Raw genomic sequence first — 25,563 nt, 5'->3', positions numbered from 1 at the left:
ACGCGTTTTTTAGGCTTACCTTAGCCAGCAGTATCGCCATTAAGTCTTACAATAAGAGAGCCGATCATGTCTGACTCCGATAAAAAACCGACCCTCCGTTCTGCCCAGTGGTTTGGCACCGCCGACAAGAATGGCTTCATGTACCGCAGCTGGATGAAGAATCAGGGCATTGCCGACCACCAGTTTCAGGGCAAGCCGATCATCGGCATCTGCAATACCTGGTCGGAGTTGACCCCCTGCAACGCGCATTTCCGGCAGATCGCCGAGCATGTCAAACGTGGCGTGATCGAAGCAGGCGGCTGGCCGGTGGAGTTTCCGGTGTTTTCCAACGGCGAATCCAACCTGCGCCCTACCGCAATGTTCACCCGCAACCTGGCGAGCATGGACGTTGAGGAAGCGATTCGCGGCAACCCCATCGACGGGGTCGTGCTGTTGACCGGTTGTGACAAGACCACCCCTGCCCTGTTGATGGGCGCTGCCAGTTGCGACATCCCCGCCATCGTTGTCACCGGCGGACCGATGCTCAACGGCAAGCATGAAGGCAAGGACATCGGCGCCGGAACCATCGTCTGGCAGATGCACGAGTCCTACAAGGCCGGGACCATCAGCCTTGATGAATTCCTGTCCGCCGAAGCCGGCATGTCGCGTTCGGCTGGCACCTGCAACACCATGGGCACGGCGTCGACCATGGCCTGCATGGCCGAAGCGCTGGGCACTTCGCTGCCGCACAACGCGGCCATTCCGGCGGTGGATTCGCGGCGTTACGTGCTGGCGCACATGTCCGGCATGCGTGCCGTCGACATGGTCCGCGAAGACCTGCGCCTGTCGAAGATTCTCACCAAGGCTGCGTTCGAAAACGCCATCCGGGTCAACGCGGCCATCGGTGGCTCGACCAACGCCGTCATCCACTTGAAAGCCATCGCCGGACGCATCGGCGTCGATCTGGACCTGGATGACTGGTCGCGCATGGGCCGTGGCATGCCGACCATCGTCGACCTGCAACCGTCGGGGCGTTTCCTGATGGAAGAATTCTATTACGCTGGCGGCCTGCCCGCCGTGTTGCGCCGCATGAACGAGGCCAAGCTGCTGCCCAACCCGGATGCCCTGACCGTCAATGGCAAGAGCATCGGCGAAAACACCTGCAACTCACCGATCTATGGTGAAGATCAGGTGATCCGCGCGCTGGATAACCCGATCCGCGCCGACGGCGGGATTTGCGTGCTGCGCGGCAACCTCGCGCCGCTGGGTGCGGTGCTCAAGCCCTCGGCCGCGACACCGGCACTGATGCAGCACCGTGGCCGCGCAGTAGTGTTCGAGAATTTCGAGATGTACAAGTCACGGATCAACGATCCGGATCTGGACATCGATGCCAACTCGGTCATGGTGCTCAAGAACTGCGGCCCCAAAGGTTATCCGGGCATGGCCGAGGTCGGCAACATGGGCTTGCCAGCCAAGCTGCTGGCACAGGGCGTGACTGATATGGTGCGTATTTCCGATGCGCGCATGAGCGGCACGGCTTACGGCACAGTGGTTCTGCATGTGGCGCCGGAAGCCGCAGCCGGCGGTCCGCTGGCGGTGGTCAAGGAAGGCGACTGGATCGAGCTGGACTGCGCTGGCGGACGTCTGCATCTGGACATCCCGGAAGCCGAACTGGCGGCGCGCCTCGCCGATTGGCAGGCACCGCAGCAGCTGTTGCTCGGTGGCTATCGTCAACTGTACGTAGACCGGGTGATGCAGGCAGACCAGGGCTGTGATTTCGACTTCCTGGTCGGTTGCAGGGGCGCCGAAGTCCCTCGTCACTCGCACTGAACGAAACGGCGGCCGCCTGACGCAGATGGCCGCCGTAATCGTTGCGCGATGGTATGATGCCCAGCAATCACCGCCAGGACCCCACTGCGTTCCCATGGATTATCGAAAGCCTTCCGACCGAAAAAGCATGCACGCGCGCATCGTCCAGGAACTGGGCATGCAAATCGTGTCCGGCCGTTTCAAGCCTGACGAAAAGCTGCCTGCCGAAGCGCTGCTCTGCGAAGAGTACGCCGTCAGCCGCCCGGTCCTGCGAGAAGCGACACGGGTTCTGGTGGCCAAGGGTCTGGTTTATTCGCGTCCGCGTGTCGGCACAGTGGTCAAGGCGCGCCGCGAATGGCATCTGCTGGACCCGGACGTGTTGCACTGGGTCATGCAAAGCTCGCCGCAGAATGATTTCTTCAACCTGCTGACCAGCGTACGCGCGGTCATCGAACCAGCGGTTGCCGCACTGGCGGCGCAGCATGCCACCGACGCAGAGATCGAGTCGATCCACGAAGCCTATCTGCGCATGGAAGCCGCACCGACGCCGGAAGACCTGCTGCAACCCGACCTCGACTTCCACAGCCGCATCGCCGACGCCACCCACAACGACCTGCTGGCACACCTGTGCAACATGCTGTCACTGGCGTTGCGCGAGGCGCTCAAATACTCCAACAAGCGTCCCAACCTGCACGAACTGGCCATGCCTCGTCACAAGGCAATCCTCACCGCCATCCAGAACCGCGACGCACTGGGCGCACGCCATGCTTCGCTGGTGCAACTGGACGATGCGCGCAATGCGCTGAGTGTAGTCCTGGGCGGCGGTTGACGGGTTTCCAGCTTGAGGGTCAACCGTTTCAGGCGGCTGATGTTCTCCCCCTCTGGATGCATCCTATCGCCAGCACGTACATCAACAGGCTGACCAAAAACGGGGCGCCCAGCCACAGAAAATGCTCGCCCGAGCCGACGTTACCCGAAAAGATCAGAGCGCCAATCACTGGCGCTACACCGCCCACCAGACTCAGCAGGGATGTCAGCCCCCCCTGCAGCTCGCCCTGATGCCCTGCCTTGGCATGACGCGACAGCTCACCACGCAACGCCGGCTCGGCAATCAGCCCGACAGCATGGAAACACATTCCCACCAACGTCAGCCAAACGCTTGCAGCGGCCGTATAGAAAGCATAACCCAGTAAGCAACAGGCATAACCGGTAACGATTATCCGCTGGTTGGACATGATTGGCGTCAGCTTGCGTACCAGTACGCGCTGCGCGAACGCCATGCCCAGGGCGAGCGCCGCCAATGCGTACGACACTTCAAGCATGCTCCAGCCATAACGCATCTGATTGGCCAGCACAAAGCAGCTTTGAAATATCCCGTAGGCGAACCAGGAGCACGTCGCAGCCAGCAGATACGGGCGCAGGCCTTGCGTACCCCATAGTCCTCGCAGGCTGCCAAACGGGTTGGTTCGCCGCCATTCGAAGGCGCGCCGATGCTCGGCCGCAAGGCTTTCCGGCAACCTCATGTAGCCATACAGCAGGTTGATTGCCGCCAGGCCGCCAGCGACCAGAAAGGGCAAGTGCGGCCCGTAAGACGCAAGCCCCCCGCCTATGACCGGGCCGAAAACAAGCGCTATGGCGATGACACTGCCCGCTGCACCGTAGAAATGCGTGCGCTGCTCACCCTCACTGATGTCCGCAATATAGGCCATCGCAGTGGCGATATTGGCGGCAGTGATTCCTGCGATGGCACGGCCTATCAGCAAGACCGTCAGGCTGCCGGCGAAGCCAGCCATCAGATTGCCCAGGCACATGCCGGCCAGCGCCAGAAGCAATACCGGCCGGCGCCCATGACAGTCGCTCAGCGCCCCCAGCAGCGGCGCGCACAGAAACTGCATCGCCGAATAAAGTGTCAGCGCCACGCCCAGCGCCAACGAGACATGCTCGGTAGACGATGGCCAGATAGTCGCGATCAGCGTCGGCATGACAGGAATCGCCAGACCGATACCAAGCACATCGAGCCCCAATATCAGAAGAATGAAGCGCATGGGTGGGCGAGTTTCACCTTTTGAGTAACCTCCAGACATATGTAGACCTCAGACTGATTAATGCAGGCGAGCAGGCGTTGAGCCTGCTCGCCATGTTCCGCAACGACGGGTTATCGATCACACTCGGCAAGTTGCCCGATCAACACATCGGCAATTTGCTGGGCGTGGACGGACAGGCAAGTAAAGTGATCCCCAGAGACATCGACCGTTCTTACCTTTGCCGCACTGAACAACTCCCAGCCCCAGGCATCCGTGTCACGGATCTCGGGCAGGTTGATACCGGAGGGCATCGAGTCGACCGCCCTGAACAGTACCAGTGAGGCATCAAGCGCAACCTTGGGCGGGTCATAGCGCATGCCGAAGGCCGCAGCAGCCTTGTACACGTTGAACAGCCCCAGAATGCTTCCCTCATCGCCACGCGCATCCAGCAACCCGTGACTTTCCAGCGTGTCCTTCAGATAGCGGATCTTTTCCTCGTCACCCAGGTGCTCGAGCGCCTGCAACTCCTCGCGGCTGAGCTTGATTGGCTTGTCGAAGTAATGCCCGAAGATACTCAGCAGCGAACCCAACACCTGAGCATCGGTAGGCACCTGCATTTGCGTATACGGAGGGGCTGCCGAGTCGAACAGCGCCAGCAAACCCACCTGGTCGCCACGTGCTTCAAGCAGTCTGGCGATTTCGTACGCCACTTTTCCGCCAAGTGAATGGCCGCCCAGCAGATAAGGCCCATGCGCCTGAACCGACTTCATGCAGCGAATATAGTGTTCGGCCATCTCCTCGACGCTGAGGTGAGGCTCAGCCTTGCCATCGAGCCCCAGGCATTGCAGACCGTAGAAAGGCCGTTGCGCGCCCATGGCCTTGGCCAACCCAAGCACCTGATTGACGTTGCCGCCCATGCCCGGCAGACAAAAGAATGGTCTCCCCTCGCCGTTTCGCTGCACCGGCACCAGACAGTAACGTACGGCGGCTTCATCGGCGTCGATTGGCGTATCTTCGGCGACACTGTCCAATGAACGGGCGATTCGCTCGATGGTCGGTTCATCAAGGAACTCGGCCAACGTCAGGCACTGCTGAAAGCGCGAACGAATCCGCGAAATCAGCTGGGACCCCAACAGTGAGTGCCCGCCCAGATCGAAGAAGTTATCCAGCACACCCGGCATATCACCGCCCAGCAGCTCTTGCCACAACTGCGCGACTTCCTGCTCCACAGCATTGCGTGGCGCAACACGCTCGGCACCGGAGTCGAACAGCGGTGTTGCCCGGCCCGCCGACGTCGCACCGCCGCGCTGCAGTTGATCGATCAGTTGCTGCAGATCCTGCGCCTTGTGCACGATGATCTGAGCAGTGTTTTGCGCCAGAGCCAGCTCGAATAACTGGCAACCTTCTGCGTTGGTCAGCCCCCGCACATTGTCAATCGGCGCCTGCTCGGGATGCGCACTGTCATAGGCAACACGCATACCTGCCTGCGCCCATGCATCCCAGTTGAGCGAAACCACAGGCATGCCCTCCTGACGACAGGCCTGCGCCCTAGCGTCCAGATAGGCGTTGGCAGCGGCGTAATCCGCCTGACCAAGCCCCCCGAGCACCGACGCCAGCGACGAACACAGAAATATGAAATCGACAGGCTCCTGGCGCAAAGCCTCTATCAGCACATCGGTGCCAACCACCTTGCTGCCCATCACCTGTGCCCATGCATTTGCCTGGCTCAGTTGGATGAGACCGCTGGCTTGCACACCTGCGGCATGTATCGCCCCACTGATACACCCATGCTGAAGCCTGACCTGCTGAAGCGCAGCAGTGAAAGCCTCACGATCAGCACAATCGACCGCCACGTGTTGAATCCGCGCGCCTTGCTGTTCCATCGCCTGCAGCGCTTGCCCGACCTCATCCTTGACCGTCGCCGAACGGGACATCAGGACTAAGGTGACAGCTTTTACCTTCGCAGCCAGATGACTGGCCAGCGCCAGCCCCATGCCGCCCAGACCACCGGTAACCACGTAGGTCCCGCCCTCCTTGAAGTGCAGTGAAGGTTGCGAGACTTGCAGCGCTCGCAGGCAAGGTTCATGCAACGTCTGTTTGCGCAAGGCCAGAGTCGGCGCAAGCGGAGAAGCCTGATCGGGATCGATGTGCTGGAGTACCTGAAGCAGTAGCATCTCATTCTCGGCCGCGTTGGCCAGCGGCAGATCAAAATGACGGCAGCGTATCTGCGGCAGCTCCCAAGTAAGTGTCCGAACCACACCAGACAAGGTTGCTACACAGCTGTTGACCGGCTCATCGTCATCCACCTGGCAGGCACCTTCGGTCACCACTGACAGAACAGTGGTGTTTATCGCATGAGGAATGTATGCCTGTACCAACACCATAAGATCGGAAAACAGCGTAATGGCGGCGTGCTCGCCTTCCGCAAGCTGCGTCTTACCGGCCATGTAAATGATCTGGCTCGGCAAGGCATCTTGCGTCGCCAGTGTATTAAACAGCTGTCCATATGCCTGTGCGTCGCCGCGAGCAATTGTCGCGATCGTAGCGCCAGAATCACCTGCATCGCCTATGCAGACACTGTCCGGCGGTAGCGCAGCGAGAATGCTGTTATCGGCTGCAACGCCACGCGTGACAACCAGCCAGGGCCCTTGTAACGGCGAGTCGCCCCTGGGAGGCAATGCCGGCCGCCATGCTGGTACCTGACACCAGTCCAAGGGCTCGGTGCGCTGCGCGTCCGGTGCCACTCGCTCATCGCGCAAAGTAAAGCCGATCACCTCGGCCAGCAGAGCACCGATTCCGCCGTCGTTATCGACTTCGAACAGTTGCACATCATAGACATTGCTGCGAACTCGCCGTGCATGGCTGTAAAGCCGGGAGCGCAGTGGTGCATGAATAGTCAGGCGCTGGTAATGGAACGGTAATCTGCGGGTGCTGTTTTCCATGATCGAGAGAAAACCAGTCGCCATGTCGAGCAACGCCGGATGCAGCGCAAAGCGCTCAAGGTCAGCGGCAAACACCTGATCCAGTTCCAGAAGCGCCAGCCCCTCATCCTGGCCGAGCCAGATCGAACGAAAGCACTTCCAGCGAGGCCCGAACAAGCCGAGACGCGTGTTCAATGCCGCATGTTCGACTTCATCGGCAAGACAGTCAGTATGGTCGGACTGAAGCTGCATCAGCCCTTTTAGTACGAGGCGCTCCCGGTTGTGGCGTTTTATGAAACCTAGCGCGTGCAGCATTCTGTGCTGCTGCGGAGCGTTACCATCGTCCGATACCGACTCGAGGAAAAACTCAGTGCTCTCGGTGTGATCCGTGAATGTAATCAGCACGCTTTGCGAGGCCTGCTCATCTTCCAGAACCAGAGGGGTCGGGAAGTAAACGTCACTCAGTTCGATCAACTCGATGCCTTCCATACGCGCGTAGGCATTGCGTACCAGCTCGACACATCCGGTGCCGGAAAGCACTGGCTTTCCTTCGAAAACGCGATGTTCGTCCACCAGCCAGAGTTGTGGCGACAGGCTCAATCGGAACTGCCGACGGTTACCCTGCACGCGCTGCCAATGCAGGAACAACGGTTGCTTGTGCTGCGCTGAAGAAACCGTCCCGGCAGCCTCGATCCAGTGGCTGTCCCGCGCAAACGGATAAGTCGGCAGCGGCACGCGTGCGCCGTCTGTACACCCTGCGGCCTGCGCCCAACCGAAACTTGCTCCCTGCCTCCACAATGACGCGATGCCTTCCGCCAACGCCGCCTCGTCCGACCGGCTGTCCCGTGCATGCCGAGTGCAACCAAGCACGCACAAGGGCTCAGCATAGGATTTCAGTGCACTCTGAAGAGCACGGCCCGGGCCGACTTCGAGAAAAATCGGGTCTTCCAGTTCGTCGGCAAGCAGCGCGATACCGTCAGAAAAGCGCACGGTATCGAGCAGATGAGACGCCCAATAATCACTTTGGCTGCTCGAATCGATCGAGAACCAGCCACCGTTGTGGTTGGACACGAGCGCGATAGTCGGAGACTGAACAGAGAACCCGCTGACAACTGCCTTCAACGCGTGCGCAGCAGGAGCCATCATGCGGGAATGAAAAGCGTGCGAGGTATCCAGTACACGCCCCACGAGCCCTTCCTCGGCCAGTTGTCGCTCGACCCGCGCAATGGCCTCAAAATCACCGGCAAGAACACATTGCAGCGGCCCATTGACGGCCGCCAGCTCCACGCCGTGCCCCAGAAAGCGCGCGCAATCTGCTTCAGAGAGGCCAACGGCAAGCATCGCACCCGGAGCTTGACGTTGCATCAGGCGGCCCCGCTCGACAACCAGCTTCAAGCTGTCTTCCAGACTGTAGACACCCGCAAAACAGGCTGCCACCAGTTCACCAAGGCTATGGCCTATCAGCGCCTGCGGGTGGATACCGCGGCTTTGCAACAACAGGGCGCACGCGTACTCGACCACAAAAAGTGCCGGTTGCGCGATTTCCGTACGGCTCAGACTGTTGGCTGTATCGCCACCCGCTGGCGGGTATAGACTGGCCAGAATGTCGACGCCATAACGCTTCAATATGACCGTGCAGCGGTCAACTGTCTGTCGAAATACCGCCTCACTGCCGTAGAGGCCCTTGAACATTCCCTCATACTGGCTACCCTGCCCGGAGAACATGAACACGATCGGACGGTCCTGTCTGCGCTCCATGAGCGCTGTGGACGAAGGTGTCTGCAGCGCGTGCAAGGCTCCGGCAATGCTCTGGCTGACAACGCTGTCCCTGAAGGCAAATCGTGTGCGGCCCTCTCCCAGCGTGAAGGCGATATCGCGTATATCGGCCACCGGGTTCTGCAGACAGGTGATCAGTTGCCGACGCTGATGGTCCAGCGCTGTAGCGGTACGTGCGGAGAACGGCAGTATGTACCAGCAATCGCTATCGTCATGCGGGCGCACTGACGGCTGCGGAGGCTCCTCGACAATGACATGAGCATTGGTCCCGCCGATGCCGAAGGAGCTGACGCCTGCCCGACGTGGCGAGGCCGTAGCCGGCCAGGGTCGGGACGTCGTGTTGACATAAAAAGGGCTGTCGTTGAAATCAATTTCGGGATTGGCTCGCGTGAAGTTAAGGCTTGCAGGCAGGACGTCGTGCTGCACGGCAAGTATGGCCTTGACCAGCCCGGCGACGCCTGAAGCCGCGTCAAGATGACCGATGTTGCTCTTCAACGAACCGAGGGCACAAAAGCCCGGCGTGAAATTTGGCAAAGCGCTGGTATAGGCCTGCGTCAACGCACGGACTTCTACCGGGTCACCCAGGCGAGTGCCGGTGCCATGCGCCTCGATATAACCAATGGAGTCTGCACTGATATTCGCTGCATCGAGCGCGGCGCTCACCACCTGGGCCTGCCCGTGAACACTGGGCGCGGTATAACTGACTTTGCTGGAGCCATCGTTATTGACCGCCCCGCCCTTGATCAAGGCATGAATATGGTCGCGATCTTCGATTGCCCTGTCAGCCAGTTTGAGGACCAGCACTGCACAACCACTGCCACCTGTGGTGCCGCTGGCCTGCGCATCGAAAGGCCTGCAATGGCCATCGGCGGAAATGATGCTGCCCGGTGCCGCCTGGTAACCGTAGTATTGAGCTTCGACGGAAGCACCGCCGACGATCACCATATCCGACTCGCCCCGCAGCAAGCTTTCGCAAGCCATCTGGACCGCTACCAGTGAGGAGGAGCAAGCCGTCTCGACGGTAATCGCAGGTCCGGCGAGATTGAGTTTGTAAGCCACACGCGACGCCATGAAATCGCGGCCGTTACCCAATAGCCACTGGATGTTCTCCAGTTGCAGCTCCTGGCGCCTCGGGTAAACGTGATCAAGCAAGTAATGGCTGGTGCTCGCGCTTGCAAATACGCCTACGCGCAAATCGTTCAGAGAACCGCCATAACCGGCGGCTTCCATAGCGGTCCATGCGCATTGAAGAAAGATGCGCTGCTGAGGATCCATCAACTGGGCTTCACGAGGTGAGAAGCCGAAGAACTCGGCATCGAACTTGTCGACATCCTCGAGACGATTGCCACACTTGACGAAATCGGCACGCTCCAGCAGATCAGGGCTTACGCCATGCGCGAGCATGACCTCGTCACTGAAATAAAGGGTCGACTCCACCCCCTCGGTGAGGTTCTGCCAGAACTCGCTCAGGTCAGCGGCGCCCGGAAAGCGCCCGGCCATGCCGACGACCGCCAGCGTACGATTTCCGGGATCAATGGCAGGTGATGCCTCGCTGGCTTGGCGAACCTCCGGCAGCGGCCCATGCAAGCGTTCCAGGTGAGCGACCAGACCACGCAGCGTCGGGTATTCGAAAAGGTCTGTCATGGCCACGGGCGCCTGCAAAAGCTCGCTCAAACGTTTTTGCGTCTCGACAATGCGTAACGAGTGGCCACCGAGATCGAAAAAATTGTCGTCCGAATCGATTTCCTGACAATCGAGTACTTCCTGCCAGATCTTTCTGACCTTGTTGTGCAGGCGTTTTCCAGCGGGCCTGACGACCGCAGGAGAGGTCGGCATCTTACCGACCGCAGTGCCTTCCTGCGCGCGCTGATCAACGAGGTTTTCGAGTGCCTTGCGATCGACCTTGCCAGTACGGCTAAGCGGTAGTTCGGGCAAGCAGATCAGACGCTCCGGCACCATATGTGTCGGCAGCACTTTCGCCAGCTCTGCACGCACCTGTGCAATGCTCGGCTTGCCGACGTAATACCCCACCAGGATCTTGTGCTCGTGGTCATCCTGTTTAACGACCACGACCGCCTGCTCAAGCCCGACTATCGCGTTCAAGCGCGCTTCGACGTCGCCCAGTTCAATGCGGAAACCGCGAACCTTCACCTGATTATCGATACGCCCGACATAGCTCAGGCTTCCATCGAATTGACGAACCACAAAGTCGCCAGTGCGGTACAGCCGCGCCTCGGGTGAAACACCATATGGGTCTGGAAGAAACGCTTGCGCAGTGCGCTCATCCAGATTCAGATAACCCTGTGCCACCCCGTTCCCGCCAATGTAAAGCTCGCCGGGTACACCGCAGGGCAGAGGGTTCAGGTACGGGTCCAGAACATACATTCTGACGTTGTCCAGAGGCCGCAATACCAAGGCGCCTCGTTCATCCCAGTAATCCTGGGCAGATGCATACACCGTCGTTTCGGTCGGACCGTAACCATTGAGGAAACGTCTGCCGGTTGCCCAGGTCTGGGCGACGTTCGCCGGACAGGCCTCACCGGCGCTGATAATGACTTTCAGCTCGGCAAGCTCGGCATGGGGGAGCAAGCGCAGGGCCGTCGGCGTGATCTGCAGATGAGTAATACGTTGCTCGCGCAGAAGCGTCACCAGATCCGGCCCCGGAAGCAGCTGTTCAGAGGCGGCAAATACCAGCGTAGCGCCGCTGATCAGTACCGGAAACACCTCGCCACAGACCCCGTCGAAGACAGGCGAAAAATACTGCAGTTGTCGCGACTGAGCATTCAGTTCCAGCGCTCGCGCAAATGCATTCGCGGTGTTATCGATATTGCGCTGCGAAACCATCACCCCCTTGGGCTGCCCGGTCGAGCCAGAGGTGTAAAGAATATAGGCCAGATCCTGAGGCTCACGCTGGCAGGCCGGAGCAGACCATTCGCCCTCGGCACCTTCGAAGTCGTCGACCAGCAACGTCTCCAGCCCCAAAGCCGCAAGCTCGTGTGCCAAGCCTTGATGACCCACCACGCGGCGCAATGCTGCGTCTTTGATCATGTAGCCCAGCGCACCTTCCATCGAATCCTGCGGATTCAAGGGGACAAAGGCACAGCGCGCCTTCAGGATGCCAAGCATGCCTGCCACCAGATAGGGATGCCGTCCAGTGAACAGGCCGATGTGCTCACCCGCTTGCACACCCTTCTTTATCAGCGCGTGCGCGATGCCGTTGGCTAACCGGTCCAGTTCCGCGTATGTCCAGCAGCGTTGTTGCAACTGAAGGGCCATAGCCTGCGGAGTCTGACGTACACGCTGTTCAAAACGGCTGACGATATCGCCGTCGCCGAAGTCGCGTGACGTGTCGTTGAACTGGCTGATCAGCCTCTGATGTTCGGTTGCAGGAAGCATCTTCACCTGAGCAACGGTCTGCTCGGCATTGGCCAGCATATTTTCCAGCAGGCACTGGAAGTGCTCTGCCATGCCCGAAATGACGGAGCGCTCGAACAGTGACGTCCGATATTTGAATACCCCACTCACCCCTTCGCCTTTAACAGCACGCAACTCCAGCATCAGGTCCAGCTTCACCTCAGTGGAGGCAAGAGAAATTTCTTCCGATTGCACATACGGCAAGGTAAGCGGTACGGCCGTCGTGCTCTGCACCACAAGACCCACTTGGAAAAAAGGATGCTTGCCGGGCAGCCGCTGCGGGTTGAGCACTTGCGCCAGGTAATCGATCGGCACCGAATGATTTGCCTCGGCGGCAAGCAGGGCCTGGCGACTCTGCTCGATAACCTGCGCCACACGCAGAGGGCCTCGCAAACGCAGCCGTAACGGAAGCAGGTTAACGAAGAACCCGATCAGGTTCGCACTTTCATCATGGTCCCTTCCCGAGAATGGCATGCCGATCAAAATGTCGTCCTGCCCGGTGTAGCGATGCAATAGCAGCGCGAACGCGGCGTGCATGACCATGGCCGGCGTGCATTGAAGACGCAGGCAAAGCTGATCGAGCCTTGCCGAGCAATCGCCAGGAAGAGTCAGCGCAACGTAGTCGCCGGCCAGCGGATTTCCTGCTCGCGGGCTGGAACGCACAGGCAGTACCAGAGGCGGCGGCAAGTCCTTAAGCGAAGCCTTCCAGGCGTCTAGCTGAGCCTCGAACGCCCCGCTTTCGAGTTGATTTCGTTGCCAGGCAGCATAGTCCTGATACTGAGCCTCCAGTGCGCTAAGCCTGAGGCACTCACCTTGCGTCAAATGCCGATAAAATGCTGCCAGTTCCTGACGCAGCAAGGCACTCGACCAACCATCGTAGGCAATGTGATGCAAGGTCAGGCACAGCACATATTCATCCGAAGCGGTCTGCAGAAGCACCGCGCGTATCGGCAGTTCCTTGTCCAGCAAGAACGGCGTGTGCACCTCCCGCTCCAGTGTGACCGAGAGCGCTTCGCGAGCGATTTTTTGCTGCCTGAACGGTACGCGCGCGCTGTCAGCGTGACTTGTCACAACCAGCGGCTCTTTCTGCGTAAGGCCCTGAGCGTCCACAAACGTTTCAAGCTCGCAGGTGAAATGCGTGCGCAAGACTTCATGACGCTCAAGTAGCAGATTCAATGCACCTTCCAGCGCAGGAATATCCAGTTGCCCGGTCAGACGGCATATTTCCGGCATGTTGTAAGCGGTGCCCGGCTCACTGTGCTGGGTCAACCACAGACGGCGTTGCGCAAACGAGAGACGTTGGCGCTCGATACCGCTACTGCGTCCGATCGCGGCAGGCCTGGAAGCGACACTGGCACCTTGGGCGATCTGGATCATATTCAGCATGATCTTTTCGGCGACCTGAGCGACGGTGGGCCCTTCGAACAGGTTTGCAATACTTAGGGCCACACCAAAGCGCTTTTTGATGTGCGCAATGACTTGAGTGACCAGCAGAGAATGCCCGCCACTCTCGAAAAAATTGTCGTCAATGCCGATACGCGGCACATTGAGCAGTTGCTGCCAGTCTTCGACAAGCTGTTCTTCCAGACTGTTGCGCGGTGCGGCATAAGCGCGTGAGTCCTGCGCCCAATCGGGCTCAGGCAGGCTCTTGCGATCGATCTTGCCATTTGCGGTCAAAGGCAGTGCTGGCAAGACTACCAACAGGCGCGGCACCATATGGCCTGGCAGACGCTCGCCAAGGTAGGCATTGAGTTGCTGCGCTGTAGCGCGGGTTTGCACATAACCGATCAGTTCGGCCTCGGCACCTGGTGACTGACGGGTGACCACCGCGCATTCACTCACATCAGGATGGTCGGCGAGTACGCTCTCGACTTCACCCAGCTCGATGCGGAAGCCACGAATTTTGACCTGGTTGTCACTGCGGCCCAAAAACTCGATGGTGCCGTCGCGCATGTGCCGACACAAATCACCGGTGCGATAGAACCGCTGTTTGCCGATGCCAGGTAAAAACCGTCCGCTGGCCGAGAACGAACCTGTCAGGAAGCTCTTCTCGTTCAATTCAGGGCGATTCATGTAACCGGACGCCACCGCGCCGCCGCCAATCAACAATTCGCCGGGGACAGTACGCGGTACCAGATTCAGCGTTGCGTCGACCAGGTACAGGGAGGTGTTAGGCAAGGGACCGCCGATAGGCAAGCTGCGTTCAGAGTCATACCACCCTGCATCGGGCTCGAACGTGGCGCTTTCGCAGGTTGCCTCGGTGACTCCGTAAACACTGACAACCCTGGTATGCGGTCCACACAGCGTCTGCATTTTCCGATACTCGTGGACAAACCACACGTCCGCACCGCAGGTGAGTGTATGCAGGGTATCCAGACGCCGTGCGGTCTCTTCCAGGTAACGAATCATCTGCCGCAGGACCGCAGGCACGAACTCGAGCAACGTCACCCGTTCAGCTGTGATCAGCTCATAGAGTCGTTCAGGGTCAGCCAGACTCTGCCGAGGACACATGATTAACCGCGCGCCAACCGCCAGCGCGCGGACGACATCGCTCATGAATACGTCAAACGTGAAATTGGCCATTTGCAAAATGCCAGTAACACCCGGCTCGGTCTGACCGTAAGTCTGCTCCAAGGCCTGGAGCAGGCTTACCCAACTGCCGTGAGAGACACTGACGCCCTTGGGACGACCGGTAGAGCCGGAGGTAAAAATGATGTAGGCGATGTCTTCCGGTTGCGTGTTGCGCCCCTCGAATTCGCTCTCGAGCAGCGTGCCGGTGGTCTGCGGCAAATCATCCTGCAGCAGGCACGGATAGTCCTGCAGTTGCTTCTGAAAGGCGCGCAGCGTCAGGACCAGTCTGGGCTCGATGTCCTTGAGCAGATCCGCATGACGCGCATCGTCGATTGCGAGCGGCACATAAATACCGCCCACCTGATGCACCGCCAGTAACGCGACGATGACCTCTGGGCCATAGCGTTGCACTACCGCGATCCGGTCACCATGACGAACACCGGCAGCATGCAGATGACCCGCCAGTACCCGGGCCTCTGCATCCAGTTGCGCATAGCTGTATCGACGGTCCGCATAAATCAGCGCATCCATCTCGCCCCACTGCGCGGCACTGCATTTGAACCACTGATGGAAAGGTGCAAAAGGCGCTTGCGGCGCTGCCGGCTGATGATTAGCCAAGCGCAGCGCCTGCTCCACGGCTTCGTCAGACAACAGCGAAAAATCGTCAATAGCCCCGTCCGGGTTGCGCGACACCTGTTCCATAATGATCAGCAGGCTATCGATCATCCCCTGCACTGCGGTCTCATCCAGCAATGCGGTGTCATACTCGACCGCGCCGCTCATGCCGCGCGCAGTCAGTGCCAGGGTCAGACTCAGGTCATATTTGGCGGTGCAGGAGTCGAGCGTATAAACGCGAGTGCGCAGGTTTTCCAGCTCGACCGAAAAATCCTCGTTGGCCATATCGAACAGCACCTGAAACACCGGCGCATGGCTCAAAGAGCGCGGGGGCTGAATGGCCTCGACAATCTGATCGAAAGGCACATGGGCATGCTCGAATGTATCGAGCACCGAGGCGCGAACTCTTTTGAGCAACTCGACGAAAGAAGGAGAACCCGATGCATCGATCCGGTTTGGCAGCGTATTGACGAAGAAACCGATCACGCCTTCCAGATCAGCGGATTGCCGATTCGACATCGGCGATCCGATGACCAGATCCGCCTCTTGCGTATAGCGATACAGCAGCACGGAAAAAGCCGCAAGCCCTACCATATAGGGCGTGACGCGACAGTCCTTGGCCAGTTTTTTCAGCGCGTCCGAGACGGCTGCAGGCACTTGAAAATGACAACGCTGCCCCGCGTAACGCTGAACGGCAGGACGCTTGTCATCCAGCGGTAGTGGCAATACCGGAGGCGCACCGGCCAATCGCTGCTGCCAGTGAGCAATATCGGGATCTCGCTCAGCGCTCGATGGGCTCAGACTTAAATAGTCGCCAAAGTCGAAGTTCAACGGCTCGACGTTCACCTCGCTGCCCTGCACCAGCGCCGAATAGGCTGAGGCCACTTCAGAGAGGAAGATCTGCATCGACCAACCGTCGAAAATGATGTGATGAACATTGATCAACAGAACATGCTCGTCGGTCGCACAGTGCAGCAACGTCGCGCGCAGAAGCGCTTCATGCTCAAGATCGAAAACATAACGGGCTTCGCTTTGCTCGAACGCTTTCAGCGCAGCTTCGCTGTCCGGCTCGGCTCGCAGGTCAACTTTGCGAGTCAACAGTTGCTCGTTGACAAGGCGAATGACCGGTTGCCCATCGATACAGGGAAAACGATAGCGCAGTGCAGTCTGGCGCTGATAGACACTGTCCACCGCCCGCTCAAGGGCTGCGCAATCCAGCGCCCCGTCAATGCGCAGCGCGAAAGGCACATTGTATGTGGCGCTCGCATCTTCCATCTGGTGCATGAACCAGAGGCTTTTTTGCGCAGGCGATAAATTCAGAAACCCCCGGGCTGCCGGGGTCGGACTCCTGACAGCGGATCCGGTGGTTGAAGTGACCGTTTTTTTTTGGGACATGACCATCTCCACCTCGACAGCGAACGATGTCGCTGCGAGGACGGGTTAAATTGGGGGGCTGAGAGGCGAGAAAGCGCGCGGGGGTATTTTTACTACCCACCACGCGCCGGTAAGCGGTCAGGCGGTCAACGGCTCGGTCGAGCGCTCGATAGCACCTGCAAGCGTCTCGACGCTGGGATACTCAAAGAGCAGATTCAGCGACAGACGACTGCCGAATTGCTTGCTCAGCCGCGACATGATCCGCATGCCGGCCAGCGAATGCCCGCCGATGGAGAAGAAGTCTTCGTTTCTACCCACTTCCGGCACATTGAGGATTTGCGCCCAGACCTCGGCAATGGATTTTTCCAGAGCCGTCGACGGTCGCTCGCTGGTGACTCTTGCACGGCCGTTTTGAGTCGCCAGTTCAAGCAATGCACGCTTGTCGACTTTGCCGCTCGCATTGACCGGCAGTTGCTCGATCACATGCACTTCGGCAGGCACCATGTAGTCGGGGAGGCGATCCCTTAGCGCTACACGAATCTGTTGTTCATCCAGTGCAATGGTCCCGTCCAGACTGACAAAGGCAACGAGTTGCTTATCAAGATTCAGTGTGCGCAGAATCAGCGAGCACGCCGTGACACCAGGCAATTGACGTATCGCCTGCTCAACCTCACCAGGCTCTATGCGCAAGCCACGGATCTTGATCTGGCTGTCACTGCGCCCCAGAAACTCGATACCGCGGCTCTGGGTCCAGCGCGCCAGGTCACCGGTGCGGAAGAGAGTTTTGCCGGGGAACCTCTTCAGTGTCACAAAACGCTCCTGGCTCAGTTCCGGACGCTTGAGGTAGGCGCCGGTGATACCTGTGCCGCCGATAAATAACTCTCCTGGAACACCTGGCTCGGCAAGCTGCCCGAAAACATCCACGATGTAGGCATCGGCCTGTGCAATTGGCCATCCGATCAGAGGCTTGTCAGTCACTTGTTCGACTTTGTCCATGCTGTAGGCAGTGGTAAACACCGTACCTTCAGTAGGGCCGTACCCGATGGTGAGCGTCCCGGTGGACTGTGCCAGAAAACTGCGCATGCTTTGCGGTGAAACAACGTCACCGCCGGTCACTACATGTCTGACGCCAGCCATCGCATGAGGATACTGATCGACCATTTCCTGGAACAATGCGGACGTCAGCCAGAGTACGCTGACCTGCTGGCTTTCCAGTGTGTGTGCCAGGTCATCCAGCCCGCCGGCTTCTCCAGGCTGAACCACCAACTGCGCGCCGTTCAGCAAGGCACCCCAAATTTCAAAGGTCGATGCATCGAAGGCGAGGGGCGCGAAAAACAGGAAGCGGTCGTCACCATTGATATCGATATAGTCCGTCCCCTTGACCAGACTCACGACCGCGCGGTGGGTACTGGCAGTGGCTTTCGGAGTGCCTGTGGAACCCGATGTGAACATGTAATAGCAGTGAGCATCGGCGCTGACGACAGGCTTGACCAGTGGCGACACGCGCAGGTCATCCTGCTCAGTCAACAATTGCTCGATCAACAGCGTTGAGGTTGCATCACGTAGAGGCGGAGCACTCTCATCGATCAGTGCCCACTTGACGTCCGCCTCTTCCAGCAGCCAGTCACGACGCTCGGCAGGCGACGCACAGTCGATCGAGAGGTAGCACGCACCGGCTTTGAGTACGCCCAAGAGCGCTGCAACCTGCCACTCGGAGCGCATCATGCAGATACCGACGACATCACCGGGCTGCACATCCTTGCGAAGCAATATGTCGGCAATTTTGTCGGCGGACTCATTGAGCTGAGCGTACGTCAGCACTGCCTCCCCGCACCGCACAGCGATGGCTTCGGGCTGTGTGGCCGCAAATGCCTCGACGATGGCGTGCAGGGACGTTTCAGGGTAGGTCGAAGCAAGCCCCTCACACTGTGCCTGAATGGCAGCCTGGTGCTGGGCCGACAGGCTTTGTGCCAACGTCTCGTCAAGTGACTCACCGGCCTTTTCCAGCAGCTGGACATAATGCCCGGCCATTGATGTCGCTGTTTCCTGAGTGAACAGGTCAGCGGCATAGCCGAGTGACAACGAAGCCTTTGTGCCGGAACGGTCCAGGACGAATTCGATGGGCGGATGCAGACTGCCCGAAGCACTTCCCTGCTCTGCACGCGCGGACAGGCCGTTGCAGAATACCGACTGTATTAATGACTGTGGCGCTCTTCCCGATGCCGCAACACTGTCATCGAGCGCTTTTTCCAGGCTCTGTGCGGAAGATGCGTGCCACTGACGAGCCTGCTCGCAGTGCTGTTGTGTGCGCAGGAAGACATCGGCAAATGTATCGTGCGCAGTGAGCGTCAGCTTGAGTGGCAACGGTGTGGCAAGACGCTGTCCATCGGCAGCGGTACCCAGACCAGCCACGACGGTTTGATGCCCGCCATAACGTGCCATGACAATGGCATAGATAGAAAAAAGCGCTACTTCAGGTTCAATGCGGCGCTGTTCACACGCTTGAAACAGGCGTGCAAGGCTTTCATCCGACAATGGGATTTCATGACGCACAAGTGGCCCGCTGACAACGCGATTAAGCGCATGGTCAGCCAGAAGACCCGAGGCTTCGAGGTCGAGAGATTGTTTCCAGAACTCTACGCCAGGACTGACAGAAGTACCGCCTGCGGCAAGGACAGCAGACTTGCGTACATTGGCGAGGCTTTCTGCCGGTTGCTCGAGCCAGGCGCTTGCCAGGTGGAGGAAATCATCCATAAGCGCTACGACATCTGCCTCTTTGGCGACAGCGGTGGAGTACTCAAGCATGAAACGACCGCCAGCGGCCGGGTTAACCTCGTCATCGAAAACGCAAATGACATTGAGGTCGAATTTCGCAGAACCGTTTGCCAAGCCTTCCACCACCTCGACATCAATGTCCGCAAAGTCCAGGGTGCGGGACATGGAGTTATGAAAACTGAAAGCAACCTGAATGTAAGGTAACTGCTGAGTTAAACGCTCCGGGCTCAGATCGGCAACCATGGTGGAAAACGGCACATGCGACTGCAAACAGGCCGTGCGGATTTCTTCTTTCACGGCTGCCAGTAGAGGTGCCCAGGGCGTGTTCGCGTCAATGTCGATGCGCAGCGGCAACATGTTGACCAGCATACCGATGGTGTTTTCGATACCCGGCAGGTCGCGGTTGGCGACGGCGGTACCGATCAGTTGTTGCGTCTGACCCGAACGCGCCGCTACTACACAGGCAAACAGTGAAAACATAGTCTCGAACAGGGTGGATTTATTCTTCGAGCCATACGCCTGAAGTGCGCTGATCAACCCACCGGGCAACGGTACCGACACGGAACTGCCGACAAAATCCAACGCCGCTTGCCCCCCCTTCGGTGCAGGAAACGGCGAATGCGTGTAGGCAGGCCAGGTTTCAAGACGACCGTACCAGAAGTCTCGGCCTTGACGACCTTGAGCCGAATCCAGCCAGTCGCGCTCCCATTGGCAGTAATCGATAAACTGGATCACCGGCTCAAGGGGCTCTTGATTAACACGGCCCTTTTGTTCGTTGTAAAAATGATTGAGCTCTTTGAGAAACAGCCGAAATGACCAGCCGTCATGAATGAGGTGGTGTTCGATGTGCAGCAATGAGTGGAATTGGTCACTGAATTTGAACAGCACCCATCGAATCAGCGGAAGTTTCGCCACTTGGATTTTCTGGGCTATTTCAGCTTTTATAATAGAATTCATGTAGGTCTGCCGTACCGCTTCACTGCTGGCAGACAGGTCAACGATCGGGATGTTCACGGGCCAGGCGTCCTGAATAGTTTGCCGTGGCTCCCCGTCAACCTCATCGAAAACAGTGGAGAGTGACTGATGACGCTCAACCACCATACTCAGCGCCAGTTCAAGCGCGTTGATATCAAGGTCGCCGCGAATATTCAGCATGGCCTGAAAATTATAAGCGATACTTTCTGGTACTAACGTCTCAAGAAACCAGGCCTGTTCCTGAGACATGGAGAGTGGCCCTTCCGTACCGGTTATATGCTGTACGCCGGCCCGCTTAGCGAGATCTTGAGAGCGTGACGGTGCGGTATTATTTTTCTCAAAACTGTTCATGACGGCCTCAGGTAACATATTAATCAGGTGACATCAACCTCGTAAAAAAACCGATGCAAGAGATTTTGTTAACGACGATTGACTTCTTTCAAAAAAACCACATACACCCTGTAACCGTCTACCTGTGAAAAATAACAGCTTACGCAGCCCCCCCAACCTTCCTAGTCTATATAACGCCCTAATAACAACGCATTGCAGAGCACAACCTGTCGAGGTAAACGATGCAAACCGTCCAAAGATTTCACTGTAACGATGCACTCAAATTTGAACTCATGCGTCTTTACAAAAAGAATAACTGGCGATGGCTACTGGGTTGGTCGGTGGATATTATTGTCATTGCTTCCGCTGTCGCACTCACCCAATGGTCGTTGTATGCTTATCCCCTCAGCGTGCTAATTATCGGTTCAAGGCAACGCGCACTCGCCTCCCTTGTTCATGAAGCAGCCCATTTAACCCTGACTCAAAGCCGTTCCCTAAGTTATGCCATTGGCCACTATCTAACCGGCTTACCCATCTTTCAGGATTACGAAGCTTATCGACATTCGCACGTGCACCTGCATCACCATCATCTCGGTGACGCCGACAAAGACCCGGACTACCGTTACTATATCGATTCTGGACTGCAGGCGACCGTAGATCGGTTTGACTTCATGTTTAACCATCTGCTTAAAACCGTGCTGCTCCTGAATATATTCAGCTACCTGCGTTACCTTGTCATTCATCGGTTGGGCGCACTGTTCAAGTCCCCTCGCAAAGCGCTGACCCTCATCGCAGTACACGCTGTTTTATTCTCGTTGTTCTACGCCACCACAGGCCTGTACGGTTACCTGATGTTCTGGCTCGTTCCTTACCTCACGGCTTTTCAGGTCATCGGTTGGCTGTCAGAGGTTTCTGAACATTTTGGATTGTTCGGCAAGGAACGGGAGGCCTTGCGTATCACCCGCAACCGTTTCCCCTCCTGGTGGGAGAGGCTGTTTATCGGCATGCATGGAGACAACCTGCATCTCACTCATCACTTGTTTGCAGGCATCCCCTACTGGAATCTGTACAAGGCGCACTGCATTCTTCTGCAGGACCCGAGCTATGCTGCAGTCAATCAGGTCAAGGGTGGCATCATCTCGGGTCGTCGCGACAGGCAATCGGTCATACGCCAGATACTGAACATTTATCGCCTGCAAAACAAACGTCATTCTCAGCACAACACTGCGCATCAGGCGCGGTACGAGCAGTCGACGCGCGAAGGTACGCAGGCAACAACAGGCGATAACCGGTAGCCGTCGCGTTCCACTGCAGGTTGTCCATAAGTATTCCGATCGAACCCGCGCTGTATCGGAATCGCGCACAAAGAGCCGAGGCTCACTCAACGCTTTAATGGCCTTTGCGACCTGCCACTCAGGGCGGTCGTCAAGGCTAGCACCGTCCCTTACAAAATGCCCATCTTGGTCAGTTGTATGCAAGCCTGAAGTTTGGTTCGGACACCCAACTTCGAGATCACATTGGAAATGTGAAAATCCACGGTTCTTTTGGATATATTTAGAATGACGGCAATTTCATTACAGGTCTTGCCTATTGCCGTCCAGATGTACACTTCCTTTTCACGGTCCGTGATAGTGAAGTTTTCGTCCGATTCATTCAAGCCCATGACCAGGCCCGTCAACTTATGATGAAACTCACGAACCAGCGACTTCACCTCCGTCGCAAGACTGTACTCGCCTTGCGCATTCCCTGTTCCGGCTTCTTTATTTGCAAACCGAAGTAAACTGAATGCCTTCTCTTCGCCGAGGTAGAACGCCGTCATCCCGTCAGAGGTGGTACCGGCGTCGATCATTTCGCCACGGTCATTTGATGATACAGGCCTGTTCAGTAACCCGGTAAATAGTGGCTGAGAGCAAGCAACGCCCCGAACCGTATCCGCTACGTCCTGCCGCTCCGCACAATGACTGTTCTTTTCCCCTGCCTCCGGACCGCTGACCAGAACAAAGCCATGTTGCTGTAAGGCTGGCGTGTGATGATAAAAAAAATAGGCATAGTGATGAACACCCCGCTCACTTGCACTCTGTTCGAACTCCCATTCCAGCTTTTGTCTGCCGGTGCTTTTTTCATGGCCAAACATATCGCTGCGCAATGAAAGTGCCATCATCCTACTCCATGAACCATTTGAAATGGCTACTTCTCAAGTGAGAAGCCCATGCAATTCATGATAACTACGCCCCACCCTTCACGCAACTTAAGTAACTCTCAGACTTTGAATACCGGCACTTTGCCTGCACACTGATACTCACTGTGCGCGATTATAGTATTTCTTACGACATCTTATTAAGCCGCACACTAACAGCTCCACCCCACAGAACAATACCTTGATAGTTCTGATAGGCGTCTCATAAAAACTTTAACTCTAACACCCTAAAAACTCTATTCTTCGCCCCTTCTCTCATCCCGCTGTCCCCCTTTTACAGGGCAAGGCAACCTTGACCTGACACAAGCCGATCAATAAAAGCAGCCGCGCGTTGCGAAACGTTCGGCACAGAGCGAAGACACTTCACCAAGAAGAGGCTGGATAACCTCATGTGTGTCTTAATGTGAAAATAGCGAATTGCCCACCTTCCCCGCCATCTTCTCCGGCTTGATCAAAAACCGCGCCAGCGCGGGCAGCAGCCACAGTGCGCCGAACATGTTCCACAGCAGCATGAAGGTCAGCATCAGGCCCATGTCGGCCTGAAACTTGATTGCCGAGAAGATCCAGGTGCACACGCCAATGGCCAGGCACAGACCAGTAAACAGCACGGCCTTGCCGGTGGACTTAAGGGTTTCATAGTAGGCCTCCTGCAACGGCAGGCCGGCGCGCAGGAAGCTTTCCAGACGGCTGTAGATGTAGATGCCGTAATCGACGCCGATGCCCACTCCCAGCGCCACAACCGGCAGAGTCGCGACCTTGACGCCGATGCCCATGAACGCCATCAGGGCGTTGCCCAGCACTGAGGTCAGCACCAGTGGCAGGACGATGCACAGCGTGGCGGCCCATGAGCGGAAGGTGATCATGCACATGGCTGCCACGCAGAGGTAGACCAGCACCAGAATGACCAGCTCGGACTGCTTGATGACCTCGTTGGTCGCGGCCTCGATCCCGGCATTGCCGGCGGCCAGCAGGAACTGCAGGTCCGGCGTGTCGTTCTCCTTGGCGAAATCCTGCACGGCATGTACGGCACGGTCCAGGGTTTCGGCTTTATGGTCGTTGAGGAATACCAGCAGGGGCGCCAGCGAACAGGTGTTGTTGTACAGACCGTCGGCGCGGGCAATGGAGTTGTTCAGCACATCCTTGTTACGCGACAGGCTCTCCCATTTCAGGTTGCCCTCGTTCATGCCCTTGATCATCTGTCTCGACACCGTCACCAGCGAAATGGCCGACTGCACGCCCTGGGTGTTTTCCATCTTCCAGGCCAGCTCGTTGATCGCTGACATTGTCGGATAGGCCGAGCAACCTTCTGGTGGCGTCTTGACCATCACCACCAGCACGTCCGAACTGGTGGAGTAATGACTGATAATGAACGCGTTGTCCTTGTTGTAACGTGAATCGGGACGCAGCTCCGGCGCGCCCTGGTCCAGGTCGCCGATCTTCAGGTTCTGGCTGTACCAGAGCCCGCCACCGAAGGCCAGCAGCGCCAGCACAATGGAGACCGGCGCAACCTTTGAGCTGGCAAAGTTGGACAGCAAGCGCCAGAACGGATGCTCGGACACCGCATCCTGCTTGCTGCGATTGATCGCCCGCTTGCTGATGCCCACGTAGGAAATCGCCACCGGCAGCAGGATCAGGTTGGTGAACACGATCACTGCCACACCAATGGAAGCGCCGATGGCCAGCTCGCGAATCACCCCGATGTCGATAATCAGCAGCGTGATAAAGCCGACCGCATCGGCCAGAATCGCGATCATGCCCGGCAGAAACAGCTGACGAAACGTCCGCCTTGCAGCGGTCAGGGCGTTGTCGGCCTCGCTGGATTGCAAGGCGATACCGTTGATTTTCTGCACACCATGGGAAATGCCGATGGCAAAGATCAGGAACGGCACCAGCATCGAGTACGGGTCAATACCGAACCCCACGACGTGCATCAGCCCAAGTTGCCAGATCACCGCAATCAAGGTGGTGATCAGCACGGCGATGGTGCTGCGAAGACAGCGGGTGAACCAGATCAACAGCACCAGCGTGATCAGAAAGGCGATGCCAAAGAACATTACCACCATGAACAGGCCGTCAATGAGGTCGCCGACTTTCTTGGCGAAGCCGACGATGTGAATCCTGATGTTCGGGTTTTGCGCCTGATACTTGTCGCGGATCTTCTCTTCAAGCTGGTGCGAGAACTGCTGATAGTCCAGCGCCAGCAACTTGCCCTGGTCTGCCGGATCCGGGTAGGACTCCTGCAACGGCACATCAATGATGCTGGATTTGAAATCGTTGGCCACCAACCGCCCGACCTGTCCGGACTTGAGTATGTTGTTGCGCAACAGATCCAGACTCTCATCCGAACCGTTGTAACTCTGCGGAATCACTTCGCCTCCGGCAAAGCCCTCCTCCGTCACTTCGGTCCAGCGTACGCTCGGGCTCCACAGCGATTTCAGGCCAGAACGGTCAACGCCAGGAATGTAGAACACCTCGTCGCTGATCTGACGCAGCGTCTCCATGTAAGGTTTGGAAAAGATGTCACCCTCCTTGGCCTCTACCGAGATACGAACGGTGTTACCCAGATTCGCCAGATCGTTGCGGTGTTCCATCATGTTCTGGATGAACGGATGGGACAGCGGAATCATCTTCTCGAAACTGGTGGAAGGCCGCACCTGCGTGGCCTGCCAGAACAGAAAGAGGCTGGCCAGCAGGCACAGGATGATGACTGCCGGGCGATGGTTGAAAATCAGGCGTTCGAGGAAGGTTGCCTTGTCATCCGGATCTTGCGCGTGCTGGTGCGTGTTCATGCCTGAATATCCCC

General features: G+C 57.8%; 8 protein-coding genes. 3 read left to right on the top strand and 5 right to left on the bottom strand.

Annotated features, from left to right (window positions below; translation table 11 throughout):
- The first annotated feature begins 66 nt into the window (after positions 1-66).
- Complete coding sequence (locus tag PI739_RS03645; protein WP_004414119.1) at positions 67-1,809, top strand: IlvD/Edd family dehydratase; 1,743 nt, start codon at positions 67-69, stop codon at positions 1,807-1,809.
- Positions 1,810-1,903: 94 nt separating this feature from the next.
- Complete coding sequence (locus PI739_RS03640) at positions 1,904-2,617, top strand: FadR/GntR family transcriptional regulator (RefSeq protein ID WP_003368499.1); 714 nt, start codon at positions 1,904-1,906, stop codon at positions 2,615-2,617.
- A gap of 28 nt (positions 2,618-2,645) precedes the next feature.
- Here the strand turns inward: PI739_RS03640 and PI739_RS03635 are convergent, their stop codons facing one another.
- The 3 genes from PI739_RS03635 to PI739_RS03625 form a co-directional block, all read right to left on the bottom strand.
- A complete protein-coding gene (locus PI739_RS03635; RefSeq protein ID WP_054081172.1) occupies positions 2,646-3,833 on the bottom strand; it encodes an MFS transporter in 1,188 nt (395 codons plus the stop codon).
- A 110-nt stretch (positions 3,834-3,943) separates the two neighbouring features.
- On the bottom strand, positions 3,944-16,504 hold the full coding sequence (locus tag PI739_RS03630) for a non-ribosomal peptide synthetase/type I polyketide synthase (RefSeq protein ID WP_271351480.1): 12,561 nt from the start codon (positions 16,502-16,504) through the stop codon (positions 3,944-3,946).
- A gap of 117 nt (positions 16,505-16,621) precedes the next feature.
- Positions 16,622-20,482 (bottom strand): non-ribosomal peptide synthetase, encoded by a 3,861-nt coding sequence (locus tag PI739_RS03625; RefSeq protein ID WP_060708825.1) that lies wholly within the window; start codon positions 20,480-20,482, stop codon positions 16,622-16,624.
- Positions 20,483-20,805: 323 nt separating this feature from the next.
- Between PI739_RS03625 and PI739_RS03620 the strand changes: the two genes are divergently transcribed.
- Positions 20,806-21,858 carry a fatty acid desaturase family protein gene (locus PI739_RS03620; RefSeq protein ID WP_096106923.1) on the top strand — a complete coding sequence of 351 codons (1,053 nt, stop codon included), beginning with the start codon at positions 20,806-20,808 and terminating at the stop codon, positions 21,856-21,858.
- A 149-nt stretch (positions 21,859-22,007) separates the two neighbouring features.
- On the opposite strand, the gene PI739_RS03615 is transcribed toward PI739_RS03620, so the two are convergent.
- Complete coding sequence (locus tag PI739_RS03615; protein WP_054081176.1) at positions 22,008-22,721, bottom strand: LuxR C-terminal-related transcriptional regulator; 714 nt, start codon at positions 22,719-22,721, stop codon at positions 22,008-22,010.
- Positions 22,722-23,158: 437 nt separating this feature from the next.
- Complete coding sequence (locus PI739_RS03610; protein WP_004414134.1) at positions 23,159-25,549, bottom strand: efflux RND transporter permease subunit; 2,391 nt, start codon at positions 25,547-25,549, stop codon at positions 23,159-23,161.
- Between the last annotated feature and the right edge of the window lie 14 nt (positions 25,550-25,563).

The sequence above is a fragment of the Pseudomonas cerasi genome, from assembly GCF_027983475.1.
Lineage (GTDB): Bacteria > Pseudomonadota > Gammaproteobacteria > Pseudomonadales > Pseudomonadaceae > Aquipseudomonas > Aquipseudomonas cerasi.
This window is presented reverse-complemented; position numbering and strand designations above follow the sequence as displayed.